The sequence below is a fragment of the Lawsonibacter celer genome (assembly GCF_014281125.1).
Classification (GTDB): Bacteria; Bacillota; Clostridia; order Oscillospirales; family Oscillospiraceae; genus Lawsonibacter_B; species Lawsonibacter_B celer.
In genome coordinates this window covers 105,735-126,497 of record NZ_JACOEA010000005.1, presented here as the reverse complement: position 1 = coordinate 126,497, position 20,763 = coordinate 105,735, and the positions used below count along the sequence as shown (strand labels likewise).

18 protein-coding genes are annotated in these 20,763 nt (G+C 61.3%); 10 read left to right on the top strand and 8 right to left on the bottom strand.

Translation table 11 applies throughout. The features are described from left to right. The first annotated feature begins 69 nt into the window (after window positions 1–69). The 3 genes from H9Q75_RS09710 (at window position 70) to H9Q75_RS09700 (ending at window position 5,108) form a co-directional block, all read left to right on the top strand. Entirely contained in the window at window positions 70–1,086 is a 1,017-nt protein-coding gene (locus H9Q75_RS09710; protein ID WP_186566543.1) for a virulence RhuM family protein, read from the top strand. 2 nt (window positions 1,087–1,088) lie between these two features. Then, window positions 1,089–3,245, top strand: a complete 2,157-nt coding sequence (locus H9Q75_RS09705) for a stage V sporulation T C-terminal domain-containing protein (RefSeq protein ID WP_186566541.1) — start codon at window positions 1,089–1,091, stop codon at window positions 3,243–3,245. A 468-nt stretch (window positions 3,246–3,713) separates the two neighbouring features. Further along, window positions 3,714–5,108, top strand: coding sequence for a TrpB-like pyridoxal phosphate-dependent enzyme (locus H9Q75_RS09700; protein ID WP_186566539.1), 1,395 nt, complete (start codon window positions 3,714–3,716; stop codon window positions 5,106–5,108). 59 nt (window positions 5,109–5,167) lie between these two features. Here the strand turns inward: H9Q75_RS09700 and sleB are convergent, their stop codons facing one another. Beyond that, window positions 5,168–5,836, bottom strand: a complete 669-nt coding sequence (sleB, locus tag H9Q75_RS09695) for a spore cortex-lytic enzyme (RefSeq protein WP_186566537.1) — start codon at window positions 5,834–5,836, stop codon at window positions 5,168–5,170. Window positions 5,837–5,971: 135 nt separating this feature from the next. Here sleB and H9Q75_RS09690 point away from each other — a divergent pair, with 135 nt between their 5' ends. Further along, window positions 5,972–6,253 carry a translation initiation factor 2 gene (locus H9Q75_RS09690; protein WP_207720817.1) on the top strand — a complete coding sequence of 94 codons (282 nt, stop codon included), beginning with the start codon at window positions 5,972–5,974 and terminating at the stop codon, window positions 6,251–6,253. Then, complete coding sequence (locus H9Q75_RS09685; protein WP_423788647.1) at window positions 6,138–7,100, top strand: nitroreductase family protein; 963 nt, start codon at window positions 6,138–6,140, stop codon at window positions 7,098–7,100. The genes H9Q75_RS09690 and H9Q75_RS09685 overlap by 116 nt, the downstream gene beginning before the upstream one ends. 72 nt (window positions 7,101–7,172) lie before the next feature. Here the strand turns inward: H9Q75_RS09685 and H9Q75_RS09680 are convergent, their stop codons facing one another. The 5 genes from H9Q75_RS09680 to H9Q75_RS09660 form a co-directional block, all read right to left on the bottom strand. Beyond that, on the bottom strand, window positions 7,173–9,056 hold the full coding sequence (locus H9Q75_RS09680; RefSeq protein ID WP_186566533.1) for an S-layer homology domain-containing protein: 1,884 nt from the start codon (window positions 9,054–9,056) through the stop codon (window positions 7,173–7,175). An 85-nt stretch (window positions 9,057–9,141) separates the two neighbouring features. Then, window positions 9,142–10,377 carry an ABC transporter permease gene (locus tag H9Q75_RS09675; RefSeq protein ID WP_186566531.1) on the bottom strand — a complete coding sequence of 412 codons (1,236 nt, stop codon included), beginning with the start codon at window positions 10,375–10,377 and terminating at the stop codon, window positions 9,142–9,144. Continuing rightward, window positions 10,374–11,129: an ABC transporter ATP-binding protein gene (locus H9Q75_RS09670; RefSeq protein ID WP_186566529.1), complete on the bottom strand. Its 756-nt coding sequence runs from the start codon at window positions 11,127–11,129 to the stop codon at window positions 10,374–10,376. Before H9Q75_RS09670 ends, H9Q75_RS09675 begins: the two co-directional genes overlap by 4 nt. 4 nt (window positions 11,130–11,133) lie before the next feature. Beyond that, complete coding sequence (locus H9Q75_RS09665) at window positions 11,134–12,780, bottom strand: RND family efflux transporter (RefSeq protein ID WP_186566527.1); 1,647 nt, start codon at window positions 12,778–12,780, stop codon at window positions 11,134–11,136. A 17-nt stretch (window positions 12,781–12,797) separates the two neighbouring features. Then, complete coding sequence (locus H9Q75_RS09660; protein WP_186566525.1) at window positions 12,798–13,409, bottom strand: TetR/AcrR family transcriptional regulator; 612 nt, start codon at window positions 13,407–13,409, stop codon at window positions 12,798–12,800. Between the two features lie 278 nt (window positions 13,410–13,687). Here H9Q75_RS09660 and H9Q75_RS09655 point away from each other — a divergent pair, with 278 nt between their 5' ends. Beyond that, window positions 13,688–14,419, top strand: a complete 732-nt coding sequence (locus H9Q75_RS09655) for a M23 family metallopeptidase (protein WP_186566523.1) — start codon at window positions 13,688–13,690, stop codon at window positions 14,417–14,419. Window positions 14,420–14,486: 67 nt separating this feature from the next. On the opposite strand, the gene H9Q75_RS09650 is transcribed toward H9Q75_RS09655, so the two are convergent. After that, window positions 14,487–16,832 carry a SpoIIE family protein phosphatase gene (locus H9Q75_RS09650; protein WP_186566521.1) on the bottom strand — a complete coding sequence of 782 codons (2,346 nt, stop codon included), beginning with the start codon at window positions 16,830–16,832 and terminating at the stop codon, window positions 14,487–14,489. Between the two features lie 186 nt (window positions 16,833–17,018). On the opposite strand from H9Q75_RS09650, the gene H9Q75_RS09645 reads away from it, so the two are divergent. Both H9Q75_RS09645 and H9Q75_RS09640 read left to right on the top strand, forming a co-directional pair. Continuing rightward, window positions 17,019–17,576: an RNA polymerase sigma factor gene (locus tag H9Q75_RS09645; RefSeq protein WP_186566519.1), complete on the top strand. Its 558-nt coding sequence runs from the start codon at window positions 17,019–17,021 to the stop codon at window positions 17,574–17,576. Beyond that, window positions 17,557–18,645 carry a DUF4179 domain-containing protein gene (locus H9Q75_RS09640; protein ID WP_186566517.1) on the top strand — a complete coding sequence of 363 codons (1,089 nt, stop codon included), beginning with the start codon at window positions 17,557–17,559 and terminating at the stop codon, window positions 18,643–18,645. Before H9Q75_RS09645 ends, H9Q75_RS09640 begins: the two co-directional genes overlap by 20 nt. Before the next feature lie 46 nt (window positions 18,646–18,691). Here the strand turns inward: H9Q75_RS09640 and rd are convergent, their stop codons facing one another. Continuing rightward, a complete protein-coding gene (rd, locus tag H9Q75_RS09635) occupies window positions 18,692–18,850 on the bottom strand; it encodes a rubredoxin (RefSeq protein WP_186566516.1) in 159 nt (52 codons plus the stop codon). Window positions 18,851–19,017: 167 nt separating this feature from the next. On the opposite strand from rd, the gene dusB reads away from it, so the two are divergent. Then, window positions 19,018–19,956 (top strand): tRNA dihydrouridine synthase DusB, encoded by a 939-nt coding sequence (gene dusB, locus H9Q75_RS09630; protein WP_207720824.1) that lies wholly within the window; start codon window positions 19,018–19,020, stop codon window positions 19,954–19,956. Between the two features lie 162 nt (window positions 19,957–20,118). Beyond that, window positions 20,119–20,712: an RNA polymerase sigma factor gene (locus H9Q75_RS09625; protein WP_186566512.1), complete on the top strand. Its 594-nt coding sequence runs from the start codon at window positions 20,119–20,121 to the stop codon at window positions 20,710–20,712. The last annotated feature ends 51 nt before the right edge of the window (window positions 20,713–20,763 follow it).

Below are 20,763 nucleotides of genomic sequence, written 5' to 3'. Positions count from 1 at the left end.
GATATACAATGTTGTCTGTAAGTGAAATTGGATTCGCGAAACAAAATTGACAGAAAGGAGCCGTGCTGAATGGATCATGAGCTTATGAAGCAGGGCGACATCCTGCTCTACGATAACGGCACAGACAAGCAATTTGTCAGTGTGGTATTTCAAGATGAGACATTCTGGCTCACCCAGAACGGTATGGCAGAACTGTTTGACTGCACACCGGAGAACATCATCCAACACTTGAAACATATCTATGCAGACGAAGAACTGTACTTCGAAGCAACTGCTAAGAAATTCTTAGTGGTTCGCAAAGAAGGGACGAGAAACGTCAAGCGAGAGCTGGATCACTACAATCTGGATGCCATCATCGCTGTTGGTTACAGAGTGAACAGTAAAAAGGCGACCCGCTTCCGTCAGTGGGCGACAAAAACACTGAAGGAATATATCCAGAAGGGTTTCGTCCTCAATGACGAAATGATGAAAAACGGTCGTCCCTTCGGAAAAGACTATTTCGATGAACTGCTGGAACGCATCCGTGAGATCCGCGCCAGCGAGCGAAGAGCCTACCAAAAAATCGCCGACGTGTTTGAGCAGTGCAGCTATGACTACGATAAAAACAGCGATACCACCAAAGCCTTCTACGCCTTCGTGCAGAACAAGCTGCACTTCGCGGTCACCGGAAAGACAGCGGCGGAGCTCATCAGTGAGCGCGCCTCTCTGGACAGCCCCACCATGGGTCTCACCACGTGGAAAGGAGCTCCGGACGGCAAAATCATGAAGAGTGATGTTCTTGTGGCAAAAAACTACTTGAACGAGAAGGAGATGTCCAGACTCAACCGCCTGGTCACCATGTTCATTGACTACGCCGAATTGATGGCTGAGGATGAGCAGCTTATGAGTATGGCCGACTGGCTGGCCGAAACAGACCGCTTCCTGACCAACAACCGCAGGAACGTGCTGGAGGGGAAAGGCCGGGTCTCGCACGAAGCCGCGGCGAAGAAAGCCGGTGATATCTACGCTGAGTTCCGCAAACGGCAGGATGCCGAGTATATCTCGGACTTCGACCGTGAAACCGCAAAGTACTTAAAGGGTGAATGACCATGATTGAACGCTTCGATATTGCGGGATACACGCGAATATCGGTGGACGATGAGCTTGACAGGGATAACGTATCCATCGAAAACCAGAAAGCAATCATCGCCGATTTTGTGAAAGAGCGGTTTCCACACAGCACGCTGACCTTCTACGAAGACCGTGACCGCTCCGGCTATACCTTCGAGCAAAGAGAAGATTATCAGCGGATGCGCAAAGAACTGATGCGCCATAAATACGACATCCTCATCGTCAAGGACTTCTCACGCTTCTCCCGTCGCAACAGCCGAGGACTTGTGGAGCTGGAAGACCTGCGTGATGCAGGTATCCGCATCATCTCCATCGGTGACGGCATCGACTTCCCCAATGACGATGACTGGCTGAAGATCCAGTTCCAGTTCCTGCTCAATGAGATGCCCGTTACCGACACCTCCAAGAAGGTGCGAAATGTCATCAAACGCCGCCAGGCAGATGGTCAGTGGATCTGCGCCGCGCCCTACGGCTATATCGTGAACAAGCGCAAGGAATTTGAAATCGTCCCCACCGAGGCCGATATTGTCCGAAAGGTGTTTAAGCTGTACAACGAAGAAGGCTGGGGCTATAAGAAAATCGCCAACTATCTGACCGAGCAGGGCATCCCCACGCCGAGAATGTCCGAGCAAATGCGAAAGGAAGCCGAGGGTGAAACCAGCAAGCGTGTGGTCAAGGCTGCATGGAGCATTATCAGTATACAGGGCATTCTGGACAACGACTTCTATATCGGCACACTGCGCCAGGGCAAATACACCCGCGCCAAAATCAACGGCAAAGATGTCCGGCGGGATGAAGATGAGCAGATCGTCATTGAAAACCACCATCAGCCTATCATCGATTATCGCACCTTTGCCACCACCCGCGCCCTGCGGGAAAAGCGCACACGCTCCAATTACCGCGGCGTGAAAAAATATGATAACTTCTATTCCGGATTCCTCGTCTGCGGTGATTGCGGCAGCCCCATGTTCTCCATGAGCCGCAGCGATCTGAAACCGGCCTACACCTGCGGTACCTACCACCGCCGTGGACTGGCCGGATGCACCTCGCATCACATTCGTGTGGACAAGCTGGACGAGCTTCTGAAAATCTATGTAAAGATGGTCAAGGAAAACTCGGCGAAGATGCTGGCACGGCTGAATGAAGACCTTGCAAAGGAAAACGACGATGTGGCAGAAACCGAGCAGTCCGCCGACCATCTGGCCGAGGTGCTGGAGGAACTGCGTGAAGAACTAAAGGCCACCAAGCGCCAGCGCATCAGAGATATCATGAAGCATCCGGAACAGGAGGCTCTGCTGGAAGAAACCTACGACGAAATGGAGGCAGAGCTGCAAAAGAAAATTGAGGGCATCAACCATCAGATCGACCTGCTCTCCGATAAGCGCAACACCATCATTCAGGTCAACCGTGTGGCCAAAACTGCACTGGATATTTTCGAGGAGATCCTGACCAAGGAAAAGCTGGAGCGCAACGACCTGGAACTTCTCATAGACGAGATCCGTGTGTACGAAGACCATCTGGAGCTGAAGCTCCAGTCCGACATTGACGCTCTCCTGCGCAGCGCGATTCCGGAGGTAGCCGTAAATTTTAATGGGGGCATCGAAAATATCTTAAATCGCCGATTAGTCCAGAGCGCAGATAAGCGTCCGGACAAGGTTTTCGATGTCAATGTTATCAGTGACGGCGACCCACTGGAGATTTATACGGATAAGGATGGGGGCGTTATTTTTAAAAAGTACTCGCTCATGGGCGGCCTGAGCGACTTTGCCGGTCAGATGTGCGAGACGCTGAACAAAACCACGGGCGAGATCGCCGTGATTGCCGACCGCGACACCTGTATTTCCGTGGCGGGCACAGCCCGCCGGGATTTGGCTGACAAGCGCATCTCCCCGGAGCTGGAGCAGATCATGGAGGGCCGACAGATCTATCAGTTCAAACCGGGTGAGACTCCCCTGCCTGTCTGCGACGACGGCAGCCGGTATCTGATTTCCTGCGCGGCACCCATTCTCTCCGAGGGGGACGTGCTTGGCTGCGTGCTCTTTGTGGGCACAGAGGGCCACCTGCGCAGCAGCGACACCGACTACAAGCTGGCCCAGACCATTGCCGGCTTCCTGGGCCGGCACATGGAATCCTGACCTGCGTCCACCCTTGGGGGCGCTCTCCAGCGCGTATCCCGTTTTCGGGATACGCGCTTTGTGTGCTTTGGACAAGGTCTCAAATTTTTACTTGACAGCCGGGCGGGCGGGCAGTATAATTGCCCCAAAGTAAATCGCAGAACCAATGACGGAGAGGAGTAGCGCCGGGAATCGGACCCTCACAGAGAGCCGCGGGCGGTGGAATCGCGGCAGGGAAAGCAGGCGTGAATGGACTCTATCAGGGCATAGCGAACCGGCCTGCGGCCTTAGTAGCGAGACGGGGACTCCACCCGTTATCAGGGGAGCATGCGCTGTTGGGCGTGTGAAAGTGAGTGGGCGTATTTCCATACGTCAATCCGGGTGGCACCGCAGAGGCTGATGACAGTCCTTTGTCCCAGAAAATCATTTTTCGGGGACAGGGGGCTTTTTTGTTGCCCTCCTCCCCAGAGTAAAAAGGAGAGACCAACCATGAACAGTCAGAAACACATTCCCCACCGCCTGTATTTGACCGAGGACCAGATGCCCCGCCAGTGGTTCAACCTGCGCTCGGCTATGAAAGAGCAGCCCGATCCCCTCATTCACCCCGGCACGCTTCAGCCGCTGGGCGTGGCCGATCTGGCGCCGATTTTCTGCGAGGAGCTGGCAAAGCAGGAGCTGGACGGCGCCACCGCCTATGTGGATATCCCGGAGGAGGTGCTGGAGGTCTACCGGATGTACCGCCCCTCTCCCATCATCCGCGCCTATGCGTTGGAGAAAGCCCTGGGCACGCCGGCCAAGATCTACTACAAGTTTGAGGGCAACAACACCTCCGGCTCCCACAAGCTCAACTCCGCTGTGGCCCAGGCTTACTATGCCAAACAGCAGGGTCTGACCGGTGTCACCACCGAGACGGGCGCCGGCCAGTGGGGCACCGCCCTCAGCGAGGCCTGCTCCTATTTCGGGCTGAGCTGCGACGTGTACATGGTCAAGTGCTCCTATGAGCAGAAGCCCTTCCGCAAGGCGGTGATGGGGGTCTTTGACGCCCAGGTCACCCCCTCCCCCTCCAATACCACCCAGGCGGGCCGGGCGATTCTGGCGGAGCACCCGGATACCACCGGAAGCTTGGGCTGCGCCATTTCCGAGGCGGTGGAAGCCGCTGTGGGAAGCGGCGGCAAAAAACGCTATGTGCTGGGCAGCGTGCTCAACCAAGTGCTGCTCCATCAGTCCATCATCGGTCTGGAGAGCAAGCTGGCCATGGACCAGCTTGGCGAGTATCCGGACGTGGTGGTGGGGTGCGCCGGCGGCGGCTCCAACTTAGGCGGACTGATCGCCCCCTTTATGGCCGACAAGCTGGCCGGCCGAAAGGATGTGCGCATCGTGGCTGTGGAACCCGCCTCCTGCCCCTCCCTGACCCGTGGCAAATACGCCTATGACTTCTGCGACACGGGCAAGGTCACCCCGCTGGCCCGGATGTACACCCTGGGCTCCGGCTTCATCCCCTCCCCCAGCCACGCCGGCGGTCTGCGCTATCACGGTATGAGTCCCATTCTCTCCAAACTGTACCACGACGGCTATCTGGAGGCGGTAAGCTACCGTCAGACGGAAATCTTTGAGGCCGCGGTGCTCTTTGCCAAGCGCGAGACCATCCTTCCGGCCCCGGAGTCCGCTCACGCCATCAAGGGGGCCATTGACGAGGCGCTCCGGTGCAGGGAGAGCGGCGAGGCCAAGACCATCCTGTTCGGTCTGACCGGCACCGGCTATTTTGATATGACGGCCTACGAGGCCTATCTCAACGGCACGATGTCCGACTACGTTCCCACGGACGCCGATCTCCAGAAGGGCTTTGACTCCCTTCCTGACATTCCCCAGAATAGGGGCATCTGAGCCAGCTCCTCCGCCCGGACGGCTGACAGGCCCGGCCAAACGGCCGGGCCTGTCCCTTTTCAGCTGCAAAAACGGTGGTTTCCAATGACCTTGATCAGCGGTCGGCTCCAAATCCAGGCGCTGGTGGCGGTGCTGGGATTAAAGTAATAGATGGCCCCGCCGCTGGGGTCGGCCCCGTTGAGGGCATCCCGGGCAGCCCGGATACAGGATTCCGCCATCGGCTGGTTGATCTGTCCGTCCACCATACAGGTAAACGCCCCCGGCTGGTAGACCACCCCGGCGATGGTGTTGGGGAAGGACGGGTGCTCCACCCGATTGAGGATCACCGCTCCCACCGCCACCTGTCCGCTGTATGGTTCTCCCCGCGCCTCCGCGGAGATCACCCGGGCCAGGAGCTCCACATTCGCTGATTGGCTGGTGGTTGTGCCGGAGGATGTGGGCATTCCAAGCGCCTGCAGGGTTGCCCGGCCGACGATGCCGTCCACCGTCAGGCCGTTCTTCTTCTGAAACAGCTTGACCGCCCGGGTGGTAGCACTGCCGAAGATTCCGTCCACCACACCGTCGTAGTAGCCCCAATTCTTCAGTTTGGTCTGAATGGTGCGCACCTCACTGCCTGTGGAGCCCTGTCGATAGGTGGCCGCCTGAGCGCTCTGGACCAAAGTAATGACTAAAATATTGACCAAAAATAAAATCAGCAGCGCACCGGTCAGCCGCTTTTTTCCCTGCATAAGCCCATCCTCCTCTTTTTCTGTGGCTGGCCTTAGTCTACGGGAAAGTGCGGCGGGATATGCGCGGAAAAATTGGGCAGTCCCACGCCGCATAGGCGGGCAAAAAAACGGCCATACTGGAAGAAAACGGATTGGATGGTGACAGTCTTGGTCAAGGGTATTGCACGTCAGGTAATTGTGGTCCGCTCTCCCGATCCCCGCCTGTTTGAGCAGGCCATTTTTATTGTAAAGGAAGACGCGCTGCTACGCGGCGTCTCCGCAGAGGCGGTTCTTCAGGAGGCCCGCCGGGTAGCGGACGGCTATGTGCGCCGCAACGCCCGACACCGCCGTCTGCTTGCCCGCATCCCCGCGCCGGCCTACGCCGCCGCGGGCGCGCTGCTGGCCACCATCGCCTGGAGCGTCGCCCTGCTCTTGTAATGCAGCCCATGCTTATGATAAAATAGACGGCAAGAAACCGAAAAAGCGAGGGACCGACATGCTGTCTATCAACGAAAGCCGCTGCGTCAACTGCGGCGCCTGTGTGCGCGCCTGCCCCATGGGAATTTTTCAGCTGCGCAAGGGTGCGGTGCGGGTGGGGACCCAAAGACACTGCATCCTGTGCTACCACTGCTCCGCGGCCTGCCCCCGGCAGGCCATCGAGCTGGAGGGGATCTCCCACGAGGCCTTCTACCCCCCCAAGCCCCAGGCCCCGGTACAGGAGCTGGTGCGCTCCAAACGCCGCGCCATCCGGCATTTTACGGACAAGCTCCCTGAGAAGGGGCAGCTCCTGTCCGCTCTGGAGGGGGCGGAATACGCCCCCAGCGCCAAAAATCGCCGCCCCTACCGCTGGGCGGTGCTCTACGGCCGGGAGCAGACCGTCCGGGCCCGGGATCTGACCGTGGCCTGGTCCGAGATCTCCGGGGAGTCCCCGGAGCTGCCCATTCTGGCCGCCAAGGGAATGGATCTGGTGACCTGCGGCGCGGCCTGCCTGCTGGTGCTGCTCATTCCCAAGGATGATTTCCGTGCACCGGTGGACGCCGCGGCGGTGATGACTACCACGGAGCTGCTGCTGGTTGACCAGGGGCTGGCTACCTGCTGGGCCGGGTACTTCAACCGCGCCTGCGCGGACAGCCCCGACCTGCGCGCCCTGGTGGGGGTCGAAGAGGGCTGGACGCCCGCCTGCTCCCTGATGGTGGGCTATCCCGACCGGGAGCGCTATCCCAATCTCCCCTACCGGCCTCTTCGGCCGGTTCGTTGGGTGGAGTGTGAACGCACCTCTGATTAAGCCCAACCCTTCCCTGTACCCCCGAGGCAAAAAGCGCTGGAACCCGGTTCGGGTTCCAGCGCTTTCTCCTTTTTACTTGGCCACAATCACGCGGATGCGGCCGCCCGCGGACTCCGCCTTGTCATACCAGCCGGTCAGGGTATGCGTCCCGTCGTTGACGCGGGCCAGGCTGGAGTATTGGTATTCCCCGTTCACCAGCTCGTAGACCGCCACCGCGTCGGACAGGGTATAGCTGCGGTTGTCCTTGCCCAGGGCCACGGAGCCGGTCACGCTCTCCAGCTTCACCTCAGTGAGATTGTAGAGCCGGTCAATGGAGGAGGCGGTATCCATCTTGACCTGGCAGGGGCCCTCCTTGAGGTTGTAGACGGCGCTCTCGGAGCCGAACATCATGCTCTGGCCGCCCACATCAAACTCGTACTGGGAGCTGATCAGGAAGCCGCCCGTGGGCAGGGAGGCGTTTACCTCCGTCACGTCGGTGATGACGCCGTACTGGTGCATATCTCCGGTGACGTCGTTCAGGATCAGGTGGCTGATCTCCCCCTTGGTGTTGAGCGCGTAATAGCGCACCATATCGCCGCTCATACTCACACCGGACAGCCGGGAGGGGTACACCCGCACCGGGGTGCCCTCTTTATAGGTGTCCAGGATTTCCACATCGTCGGCCAGCACATAGCTGCCCAGCTTGGCGCCGTCGGAGCTGACCTTGCCGGTGAGGCTGGCGCCGGACAGGCGTTTGACCTGTACGCCGCCGTTTTCATTCACCACCCGGACGAGATCGCCCGCGTCCAGCGTCTTGTCCTCCACCTGATAGCTGTACTGGCTTCCGTCGGTGGCGCAGACGGTGGCCGTGCGCGCGGTATACGTGCCTCCCTTGCCGTCGCTGTAAGAGGCGGAGGAGATGCTCAGTACAATGCCGTAGAGCACGCCGGCGCTCTCCGCGCGCTTCACTACTGCGGCCACGCCGTCGTTCCGGCCCAGCAGGAGGGTCACGCTGTCCCCCACCTGATAGGTGCCCAGATCGGACAGGTCATAGGCCGCATCCGGCGTGGCAATGGCATAGGTCTTGCCCGCCACGGTGACCGATGTGGGGGCGGACGCAGAGGGCGAGAGGGCGTTGATGGCGCCGGTCACCTTGTTGGTGTAGGCCCAGACCGTGCGCATGGATTTAGAGTAATACACCACGTCCTGGTTCTGGATGGCGGAGAACGTGGATAGCTTGCCGGAGCGGTAGACCGTGGCGCCGCTCACATCAAAGGGCACGGCGGACTGCCATCCGGCGGAGGCCACCACGGGCCCCTCCATGGCGGAGTTAATCAGGGCCACCCGGTCGATCTCACCGCTCTGGCTGACCAGGTTGAGGGCTGGCTCCAGCACATTGAGATGGTACGTACCGGAGGTATTCCGGGTAATCATCAGATTGTAGAACAGGTACATAGCGTCCCGGCGGGTCATGTTGGTGTTCTGCCCAATGGTGATGCCCTCGTTGAGCTTGAGCGCCCGGTATTGGGCCATCTGGCCGGAAGGCCATACGCCGGTAAAATCGCCGTCTGAATACCCCAGCAGGCGCAGCACAATGGTGACCCCTTCCGCCAGAGTGATGGTGCGGTTCGGGTTAAAGTATCCCCTCAGATCGCCCTGCACCAGGTTCAGGTCCACCGCCGCCTTCACATAGGGCGCGGCCCAGTGGGTGCTGGGCACGTCCGGATAGGGCTTGACGGAGACGGTGTCCCCCACGCTGTCCCTGCTGGTGGAGGCGGCCACCGCCATCTTGGTGAATTCCGCCCGGGTGACGGCCCGGTCCAGGTTCAGGTTCCCATTCTCATCCCCCACCATGATGTCCAGGGCGGCGAGCACTTGAGCGGCCTCCTCCTGAGCGGGGGCCGCGGCGAACGCTGCCGGCAGGAGGCCCAGAACCAGGACCACCGCCAGCAGACCGGATAACAGTCGCTTTTTCATATCGTTTTCTCCTTTTGTCTTGAGACACCGGATACATACAGTATATACCGCCCGCCTCCGGCGGGCAAGGGGGAGTTCTCCAAAATCAGTCGTACCGCAGCGCGTCGATGGGGTTGAGCTTTGCCGCCTTGTTTGCAGGCAGATAGCCGAAGGCAATTCCGATGGCCACGGAGACGCCGAAGGCAATCCCGATGGACCCCACCGTGGGGATAGCGGAGAAGCTGGCTCCCCCCATGCTGGAGGACATCAGGCTGCCGATCAGCGCGCCCGCCGCCTGGGCCAGAAGGATGCCCACCACAATGCCGATGATGCCGCCGATGGCCGACGTGGTGCCCGCCTCGATAATAAACTGGCTGCGGATGTCCCGCTGCTTTCCGCCCAGGGACTTGCGGATGCCGATCTCCCGGGTGCGCTCGGTCACCGAGACCAGCATAATATTCATGATCCCGATGCCGCCCACCAGCAGGGAGATTGCGGCGATGGCCACCAGCACGACCATCATGGTGTTCATCATGGTGTTCATTGCGTCCATCATCTCCGCCGAGGACATCACCATGTAGTAGTCTGAGGATTGAAAGGTCTTGTACAGCCGGTTTTCAATGACCCCTTTGGCTGCGGCGGACGCGTCTTTATTCGTACTTGTGAACAAGTAGAGGTTGACCTCGGCGCTGGCATTCATGCGGGATGCGTTGTTGTAGGACAGGTAGAGCACATCGTCCCCGCTGCCCTCGGTATTGTCCGCCTTCTTGGCCAGCACGCCGATGACCTTATAGGGCGTCCCGGCAATGGTCAGGGTCTGTCCCAGTCCGCTGCCCCGAAACATCTCCTGGTTGAGGTAATCTCCGATGACGCACACGTTCTGGTAGCGCTCCACATCAATATAGCTCAAAAAACGGCCCTGGGCCAGGGATTCGCCGGTAATGGCCTGGTTGCGCTCATAGTCATAAAAGGCCTCGCTCACCCCGTAGACGCTGGTATGCTTGAATTCATCGGTGCCGTGGCGGATCACGGGGGTCTGATAAAAATTCACGTAGGGGCTGACGCTGGCAATGTACTGGGGATATTTGTCCGCCAGCTCATACATATCGTCCGGGTCAATGCTGCGGGAGCCGCCGCCCATGCCGTATACCTGCACCTGAATCAGGTTGGCGCCCAGCTGGTCGAACTGGTCGTTCATCATCTGCTGCATGCCGTTGCCCAGACTGGTAATCACAATGACCGCGGCCACACCGATGATGATGCCCAGCATGGTGAGGATGGCCCGCATCTTGCTGGTCATCAGGCTCTTGAGGGCCAGACGGAAGGATTGACCGAAATTCACGCGTCCAGCACCTCCCCGTCCAGCTCCGCGCCGACGTCCTCCTCGGGCTGCACCACTGCCTGAGGATCCCGGGCGTCGCCGTCATAGATGACTCTGCCGTCCTGGAGGCGGACAATTCGCTTGGCCTTCACCGCGATGGAATTGTCATGGGTGATCAGCACCACCGTGTCCCCTTCCGCGTTGAGCTTCTGGAGGAACGAGAGCACCTCGCGCCCGGTCCGGGAATCCAGCGCACCGGTGGGCTCGTCGGCCAGGATCACCGACGGGTTGCCGGCCAGGGCCCGGGCGATGGACACCCGCTGCTGCTGCCCACCGGAGAGCTGGCTGGGCAGATTTTTGCACTTGTCCGCCAGACCCACCCGCTGCAGTGACGCCATGGCCCGCTCCCGCCGCTCGGACGCGGACAGGCCCGCATAGAGCAGAGGCAGCTCCACATTCTCCAGCACATTGAGCTTGGGAATCAGATTATACTGCTGGAAGATAAACCCCAGCATTTTGTTGCGGATTTCCGCCTGTTGGTCGTCATCCATGGTGGATACGTCCACGCCCCCCAGGTGGTAGGTGCCGCTGGTGGGCACGTCCAGGCAGCCGATGATGTTCATGGCCGTGGACTTTCCGGAGCCCGACTGGCCCACAATGGCCACAAACTCCCCCTCATCCACGGTGAGGCTCACGCCGTCCAGTGCGTGGACCGCCGTGTCTCCCATCTGATAAATCTTGTAGATATCTCTTAATTCAATGAGGTGTTCCATGCCCTTACCCCATCATTCCAAAGAAGCTGGAGGCCTGGTTCTGCGTGAGCACCACATCACCCTCCTCCAGACCGTCCAGGACCTCAATATAGGTCTCATCGTTGCGGCCCAGGGTAATCTGCCGGGTCTCAATGGCCGACGGATTCACCACGGCTCCGTTTTCATCCAGGCAGCCGGGGCCGGCCACCAGCACCTCGTTGCCGCGGGTAACCGCATCCACCGGAATAGTGAGCACATTGCCCACATGCTCCACGATGATCTTGGCGGAGATATTCATGCCGGGCTTGAGGGCCTCCGGCGTGCCGTCCACCAGGACGGTGACCGGATAATTGGTAAAGCCGCCCTGAGTGGCGCCGTTGATATTCACTTTATCCACCACGCCGGTGAAGCTCTCCCCGTCCAGGGCGTCGGCGGTGATCTCCACCTTCTGTCCCACCTGGATCTTATTGATGTCCAGGTCGCTGACGTTGATGTCAAAGGTGAGCGCGGACATATCGTAGATGACCGCCATATAGGAGGCACTGGTGCCGGACGCACTACTGCCGCCCACATTGTCGCCCACATCCACATTCTTTTCAATCACCGTGCCGGTGATGGTGGAGGTGATGGAGTAGTCCTCCAGCCTGTCCTGGGCGTTTTTCAGGGAGAGCTGGGCGTTTTCCACCTGGATGCGGGCGTTTTCAATCTGCGTGGCCATATCGGTCTCGTCGATAACGCCGATCACCTGGCCGTCCGAAACCCGGTCGCCCTCCTTCACGCTGAGTGTGCCCAGCTCGCCGGACGCCTTGGCCGTAATCTGCTTGGAGGCGGCATAGGTGAAGGCCGAGCCCGAGGCGCAGGCGCTGTTCCCGATGGACGCAGTGCCCCGGCTGGTCTCAGACAGCGCGCCGGGATTGCTGACCAGAATAGTCACCTGGCGCACCAGAGTTCCGCCGGGCCCCACCTCGTCGGTGGCCGCAATGGAATCCACAGTCCCGCTCATCGTTTCGGCCGTGCCGTCCACCGCCACGGAGGCGGTCTGCCCCACATAGAAAGCCGCCGCGTCCGCCGCATGGAAAGGTACGGTGAGCTTCATGCGGTCCCGGTCCAGCACGTCCGCCACCAGAGTGCCCACCGTCACCATGTCCCCCTGCTCCACATAGAGCTTGGTAATGACCCCATCGGCGCCGGATTTAATGTTCCGGTCCTTCTGATTGTCGCTCTGCGTCTTCAGCAGGTCGTTGAGGGTCAGCTGGGCGGAGCGCAGGGTGAGCTCCAGCTGCTGGATGCTGTTCTCCGCGTCCTTGGCGTCAATGCGGAAGAGCAGGTCCCCCTTATTCACTACCTGCCCCTCCTCAAAAGGCGCCTCCAGCACTTCGCCGCTGACCAGGGTGGTGGCCTTATAGGTGTGCAGCGGCTCAATGGGGCCTGTGCCGGAGACGGATACCGTCATGTCCCGCACCTCGGCCACATTCGTTAAGTACGTCCCTGCCACAATCTGTGTGCCCGCGCTCATGCAGCGGGAGAGAAGGAACACAATCAGGGCCGCGATGACGGCCAGGATAATCAGCCGCTTGACCCACTTACGTTTTTTCTTGGGCGCTTTGAACTTGGGGGGCGCGGCGTGCTCCGGCGCCGCCGCAATCTCCTGTTTGATTTCCGTGTTTTCCATAGACAGTATCTCCTTTTCTAGGCTTTCTCCAGGGGCGCGGCTTTGGCCATGCCCCGCTTCAGAATTTCAAAGGAATGGACCAGCCGTGCCCGTACGGCTGGTCCGCCGCCTGAGGCGGCGCTCATGATCGCCTCGCCGGTTACCATCACCAGCAGACCCAGGATGCCGGCCAGATCGCCCTCCTCCCTCAGATTCAGGGCAGACAGGTCGATCTTGTCCCGCAGCCGGGCGGCAATTGCCTCCCCTGTGCTGCACAGGAAAATATCCGGCTTGAGGTTCCCGTTCAGGCGCAGCATCCGGGCCAGGTCCTGATACTGCTCCTGCTGCCAGTGGGCCTGCACATGCTCAAAGAGAGCCAGGAAGGCGGCAAACAGATCTCCGCCGCTCTGTTCCAGCAGTTCGCCCATCCGCTGCTCCAGCCGCTCGCCATAGGCGCGCATCATATAGAGAAACAGGTCGTCCTTCCCGTGGAAATACATGTAAAAGCTGCCCCGGGGGATACCGGCCTGTCGGATAATGCGGTTGATTGAGGTCTCGCCATAGGCCGTCCGGCTGAACTCGGCCCGGGCCGCCTCCAGCAGCCGTTCCCGCTTTGCCGCCGGGAGGCGAAAAAAAGTGCTGCTCGGCATCTGCCCCACTCCATTCTCTTTGATCTGCCCGCGACAGCCTTAATCTTATATGACAAGTTGTCATGTGTCAATCCCTCCCCCGCACAGTTCAGAGAATATTTACAGATTACACCTTCCATCCAATGAAAGGTCAAGTACGATCATACCGCATTTGGGGAGAAACCTCCTTAAAGTTTTCCTAAAGATTCTATTAAAATCTCTGGCGCGGAAAATTTCTTCATTTTATGTATAGCTGCGCCCACCCTTGTCAAAAATAGGCTCGGAGGTGCTGAAACGAAATGAAAAAACCGCTACGTGAACGCTTCGGCGACTTTATGGATGGAAAGGGCTTCTACATAGTCCTGTTCCTCTGCGTCGCCGCAATTGGAATTTCGGGCTATTATCTCTTTTCCGCTATGGGGTCCCTGACCGGTCCCGACGAGCCGGTGGCCGGAACCGCCCAGGTGACCGTCACCCCCACGCCCCGGATCACTCCGGCACCGCCGGAGGTGAGCGCCGCGCCCGCCGTTCTCCCCACGCCTCAGGCCACCCCGGTCCCCACAGCCGCCCCCTCGCCCGCGCCGGAATCCTCCCCCAGCCCCACGCCGGTGGTCACCTCTTCGGTGTTTACCTGGCCGCTTAAGGGTGAGATTCTCACGGAATTCAGCGTGGAGACCCTGGCCTATGACCCCACCATGGGAGACTGGCGCACCCACAGCGGGCTGGACATCGCCGCCGCCCCGGGCACCCAGGTGATGGCGGCCGCCGGAGGCACCGTTATCGACGTGGTGCAGGACGACCTGATGGGCACCACCGTCTATCTGGACCACGGCACCGGTGTGACCAGCGTCTATTCCAATCTGGCTTCGGTCCCCTCCGTGGAGATCGGAGACACCGTTTCCACCGGCACCGTCTTGGGCAGTGTAGGTGACACCGCCATTGCGGAGAGCAGCCTGCCCGACCATCTCCACTTCGAGATGACTCAGGACGGCTCCCCGGTAGACCCCCGCGATTTTCTCCCCGAGCACTGAAAAAGTCCCCGCGGATTGCCGAATTGCAATCCGCGGGGACTTTTACACTTCCCGCCCGGACAGGCCCCTACCGCTCCGCCAGACGCAGCACCAGAGCTGTCCGGTCATCTGTAGCTCCGCCGTGCTCCTCGCTCTCGGCAATGAGGGCCTGTGCCAGCTCCCGCGGGCTGACCCCGTTGAACGCGGCCAGACGCTCCCGCACCCACACGTCGCTCTCGGTTCCAGCCACCCCGTCGGTGACCAGCAGCACGCAGTCCCCCGCCTCCAGCTTCAAACGGGTCACGTCGGGCGCCACCGTGTCCCCATCGGTCAGTCCGGCGGGGAGGGCGGAGCCGGTCACCCGGCTGACGCTGGTTCCCTTTTTGACATAGGTAGGTGCAGCGCCGTATTTGTAGACCTCCGCCTCCCCGGTGAAGAGGTCCAGGCGCAGCAGGTCGATGGTGGTAAAACCTCCGGTTTCCTCTCCCCGGAGGGCCAGAGCGGAATTCAGGGTGCGCAGGGCCGCCTCGGGCCGCACGCCGGAGCGCAGAAACTGCTCCAGCAGACGGACCGCCAGGCTGCTCTCCTTCCCAGCCTCCGGCCCGGACCCCATGCCGTCGCACAAAAGCACGTAGAGGCTGCCGTCGTCGTGCTTGAACCACGCCCCGGTATCCCCGGAGACCGTCTGTCCATCCTTCTTCCGGGCCGCCACTCCGGCCACCGCCTTCAGGGGCTCCGCCTGGACCAGCACCAGCTTGTCCCTCCGCTCCTCCTCCGCGGCCCGCAGGGGGACCCCCGCCGCGGCGGAGAGCTTCTCCACCGCCTCCTCCTTCCGCAGCCCGGCCAGGCCCGCCCCCTCCAGTTCAATGCGCAGGCGGCCGTTCTCGTCGTAATAGGCCGCCACGGCCGGCTCCAGCCCCTGGGCAGTGAGGTACTGCCGAAGCCGGCGCTCCCGCATCGGGTCCGGGGTGAGTTCGCAGCTTAGCTCGGCGGCCGCCTGGGTCAGCACGTCGGCCAGTACGCCGTACTGCCGACACACCGCCGCGCGGTTTTCCCGCAGGCGCGCCCCATACTGCCGCCGGCAGAGCAGGGCCGCCACCTCTTCGTTTGCGGCGGAGAGAAATTCTGAAAATTTCATGCACCGGTTGGAGAAGTAGGCCGGGAAGTCGCCGCCCTCCCCCCGGCCCCGCTCCAGCATGGCGGGCAGGGCGTCGTTGAGGGCGTTGAAGGTGGAGACATAGTCCCGCTGCCAGCAGGCGGTCTGGAGCGGACAGCGCCGGCATACCCGGTCGGCCGCCCGGTCAAAGACGATGGCCGCGTCCCCGTCATTGGGCCCGCCCCTGCTGAAGGCGGTGCGCAGGCTCTCATACACGCCCTGAAAGGCTCCGGCCGTGGCCTCCATGCGAGCCTGGACATAGGCCCTGGCCTTCTCCCGCGTGGCCGTCCCCCGCTGTCCGGAGAGCAGGGACTCCACCTGCCGCAGCAGCTTCTGGGGCAGCAGCAGGAACACCACGGAGGCAATGAATACCTCGTAAAGCAGGGAGACCCGCAGGCCGCTCTCCCAGGTCCACAGCACCGCCAGGGCGCTGGAGAGCACGTAGACCACCGCGCACACCAGACGGCCCTGCCGGCGGAAGGCCCCCGCCAGCACCCCAGCTAGGGCATAGGCCATGGAATAAAAGGGCAGTCCGCCCGCCGCCAGGTCCATACCCACGCCGCAGGCCACCCCGACGGTGGCGGCCGTGCCCAGCCCGCCCTTAAACGCCGCGGCCATCACTGCCAGCGCCGCAGCCATGCGCCCCAGGGACAAATCCCCGAAAATCGTGATCTGGGAGAGGGTGACGAGCAGAGTGCCCGCCAGAATCAGCAGGCTGATGCTCTGCCGGCGGGTGAGCTCCTCATCCTCCCGCTGCTGCTGCCAGGAGGTGAAGGCAATCCGGTAGAAATAGGCGCAGGCGCCGCACAAAAGCACCTCTGTCCCGAAAAAGATCAGGTTGGCAGGGGTCCAGCCCCGGTCGGACAGGTAGATAAACCCGGTCACCGCGTCCATCGCGGCGGCGGCTAAGGGCATAAACCAGGTCCGGCGATAGGCCCGGATGTCAAAAAAGGCAAAGGACACCGCGTAGATCAGGATAGCCGCCGCCACATACCGCAGCCCTTGGACCAGGCCCTGGAAGGACAGGTAGCCGAAGCACGCCCCCAACAGGGCGCAAAAGCCGCCCAGCCCGGAGCCCGAGGCCGCCGTCAGGGAGAGGGCAAAGGGCGCGTATCCCCCAAACAGTTCCGCCCCCGCCAACAGCGCCCCCAGCAACAGCCTGATCAGGCACTCGGCAAACCGTACCAAAAGGGGAGCCCGCACCACCAGCCGCCCTGTCTGTCTCAGCTCCTCCCCGGCCCGTGCCGCTCTCATTTTCAGCGTTTCCTTGCTCGCCATGTTCCACGTCTCCTTTGTGCCCCGGGCTTGTCCGCCCGGCGGGTATCAGAGACAGTATAATCCAGTAATTGGAAATTTTTGGTCGGAAGCCGTAGGTCGGATTCCCTTTTCCGTGAAACCGCAGAGGCAATTTATGTGTTATGATAGGTGAAATGCATTTCATTCCAGCGAAAGGAGGCGGCAGACATGGAGGAGGCAGCCCTGATCCGTGCCCTGCGCCGGGGTGACCCGGCGGCCCTGGAGACGCTGCTGATCCAATATTCCCCCTTCGCCGCCGCCGTGGCCGCCCACATTCTGCGGGGCTGCCCCCAGGATACGGAAGAGGTGGTGTCCGACGCCTTTCTCGCCCTGTGGGACAACGCCCACAAGCTGCGCCCCGGCAAGGTAAAGGCCTACCTGGGGACCATTGTCCGCAACCGGGCCAAAAACCGCCTGCGGCAGCTGGGTCGGGAGCTCCCGCTGGAGGAGGACGTGCTGGAGATCCTGCCGGCGGGAGATTCTCCCGCGGTCCGCCTGGAGGCGCTGGAGCAGGCGCGCCTGGTGCGGGACACCCTGGACGCTCTGTCCCCGGAGGACCGGGAGATGTTTCTGCGCCATTACTATTACGGCCAGAGCGTCTCCGAGATCGGCGCGGCCATGGGGCGCAATCCCGCCACAATCAAAACCCGGCTGCACCGGGGCCGGAAGAAACTGAAGGAATTGCTTTTGGAAAGGGGGTATTCCTGTGAAGCTGCGGATCTCTGACCTGATGGATGTCTATGAGGACGACTCGCTCTCTCTCCCGCGCTCTCTCCCGCTTTCTCCGGAGGTATCCCCGGAAAGGATAAGGGAACGAACCATGCTGAAATGCTCGGAAACAGGAAGAAAGAAGCCCAGGCTCCTGCCCCGCCTGCTGCTGTGCGCCGCCCTGGCGGCGGTCCTGTCGGTATCCGCCATCGCCGCCTACCAGATCTGGGGACCGGGAGACCTGTTTGACGGCTTCTTTGCTCTGGAATCCGCCCCGCTGAACCAAGGGCAGAAGGAGCTGCTGGACGAGATCGGCACCACCGACCTGCCGCCCGCGGTCAGCGGCGGCACCACGCTCACGCCTCTGGCGGCCATCAGCGATGAGCACAATCTCTACCTCCGCCTGCGGGTAGAGGCGCCGGCAGGGACGGTCCTGCCGGATATGAGGGAACAGGAGGACCATGTGTTCCTGAACGTCTCCCTCCGGGACACGCAGACTGGCGAGCTGCTGAACTGGGGCATGCAGAAGGCCCGCTTCCTGCCTGACAACAGCCTGGGGGACAATGTGGTGGAGCTGGTGTTCATGCTCTACGGCAACCCGGACAGCGCCAACTGGAACGACGGGGTGCCCAAGACGTTGTATCTGAGCGACCTGCTCCTCTACCCCGACGTGACGCGGCAATCCGGGGAATATGTCCTGCTGGAAGGGGACTGGAGCTTTGAGGTGTCCCATTTCTACCAGAGCCGCGAGATCGAGGTGGACGCCGGCGGAGCGGAGCGGTGGGACCCGGAGAGGGAGCGGATGGTAACCCTGGAGGAGCTGAAGCTCTCCCCCCTGTCCGCGTCCTTTACGCTCTCCTATCCCGCGGAGGGCTCCTGGCCGTTCACACAGTTTGAGATCGAACTGGTCTGCCGGGACGGCTCCTCCATCGTGGTAGACGGCGGCAACGGGTTCAGCGACTTTGGCCCAGACGGGCAGGGCGGCAGAGACTACTTCTATGGTGTGCATGCCTTTGACGCCCCCATTCCTCTGGACCAGATCGATCATATCCAGTTCGGAGCGTACAAACTTCTTCTCCCCGAATAAGAGAAGGCGGAGCGGCGCAATGCGCCGCTCCGCCTTCTTCTGCTCCTTATTCCTTGGAAAACTGGTCCTTGCCCACGCCGCACAGGGGGCACACCCAGTCCGCGGGAACCTGCTCCCAGGCAGTCCCAGGGGCCACGCCGTTATCCGGGTCACCCACGGCCGGGTCATACACATAGCCGCACAGGTCACATACATACTTATCCATTTTGGCACACTCCTTTTTTGATCTCTTGGTAGTATCACCCACAGGCGCCCGAAACATGCCTTGCCGATTTCCGGCCAATATGGTATGATACCTTTACTTTATACCATAAGAGGTGTCCCGTGAATATCGGCAAAATCACCATAAATTCCCGGCTGGCGCTGGCTCCTATGGCAGGTGTGACCGACCTGGGCTTCCGCACCGTCTGCCGGGAGCTTGGGGCGGGCTATACCGTTACTGAAATGGTAAGCGCCAAGGCCCTCTGCTATCAGGACAAAAAGTCTCTTCCCCTCCTGCAGCTGGGCGAGGACGAGCACCCGGCCGCTGTGCAGCTGTTCGGCAGCGACCCATACTGCATGGAACAGGCGGCAGGCCTGGCCGCGGAGAAGTCGGGGGCGGACATTCTGGATATCAATATGGGCTGCCCTGTGCCCAAGGTGGCCAACTCGGGGGACGGCTCCGGCCTGATGCGCAGGCCCGATCTGGCGGTTCGGGTGGCCGAGGCGGTGATCCGCGGGGCGGGGGGCCGGCCGGTTACCGTGAAAATCCGCCTGGGCTGGGACAAGGGCTCCATCAACTGTGTGGAGTTTGCCAAGGCCATGGAGCAGGCCGGGGCGGCCGCCGTGGCCGTCCATGGCCGTACCAAAACCCAGATGTATGCCGGAACCGCTAACTGGGACCATATCAAGGCGGTGAAGGAGGCCCTCTCCATCCCGGTGATCGCCAACGGGGACGTGTTTTCCGCCGCCGACGCAGTACGCATCCTCCGCTATACCGGGGCGGACATGGCCATGATCGGCCGAGGCTGCTTCGGAAATCCCTGGATCTTTCAGCAGGCGGCCGCCGCTTTGGAGGGACGGGAGATCCCGCCGCTTCCCCCCCTGGCGGAACGCTGCGACACGGCGGTGCGGCAGTTTACCCTCTCCGCCGCCCAAAAGGGGGAGCACATCGCCTGTCTGGAGGCCCGAAAGCACTATGCCTGGTATCTCAAAGGGGTCCCTTACGCGGGCTATTATAAGGAACAGATCAGCCGCGTCTCCACCCTGGCGGACATCTACAGGGTGACGGAGGGCATCAAACGGGATCTGAGCGACGAGGCGGGCCGATGAGAGCGTCGGCCTCTGGAGGAAAACCCATGCGGGACCCCAGCGAAGCCCAGCGCGGCGGGTCCGGTGGAAAGAAGAGGCACAGCGGAGGGAGCGGGCGTTCCTGTTTGCGGGGACGCGCGTGACCGGAGGACTGTGCCCATGTGAAAGGCAGGTGAGAAAGGCTTGCAAGAGGATCTTTTGGTGTCCCGTGCCCGGCAGGGGGACGAGGACGCCTTTGCCGCCCTGGTGGAGGCCCACCAGGGACGCATCTACAATCTGTGCGTGCGTATGACGGGCAATCCTGACGACGGGGCTGAGCTGTGCCAGGAGGCCTTTCTCAACGCCTGGAGGGGGTTGTCCAAATTCCAGGGGGAGAGTTCCTTCTCCACCTGGCTCTACCGGCTGGCCTCCAACGCCTGCATTGACTTTCTCCGGCGGGAAAAGCGCAGACGGGAGGTCTCTCTGACGGTCTCTCTGGATGAGGAGGAGGGCGCGCGGCAGGCCCAGCTGCCCGACGAACGCTACAGCCCGGAGGGCCGCTTCCAGCAGCAGGAGTTGCGGGAGGCCATTCAGGCCGGGCTGGCCGCCCTGTCGGAGGAGCACCGGCAGGTGCTGGTGCTGCGCGAGCTGGAGGGCCTGCCCTATGGCGAAATCGCCCGCATCCTCTCCCTGGAGGAGGGCACGGTCAAGTCCCGCATCGCCCGGGCGCGGCTGGCACTGCGAAAAATTTTGTTGGACAGCGGGAACTTTTCACGCCCATCCTCGTCCAAAGCTTAAGACCCGCCGGAACGGCGGCATTTTCCTTCAGCATTCTGTGAAAGGGGGTGC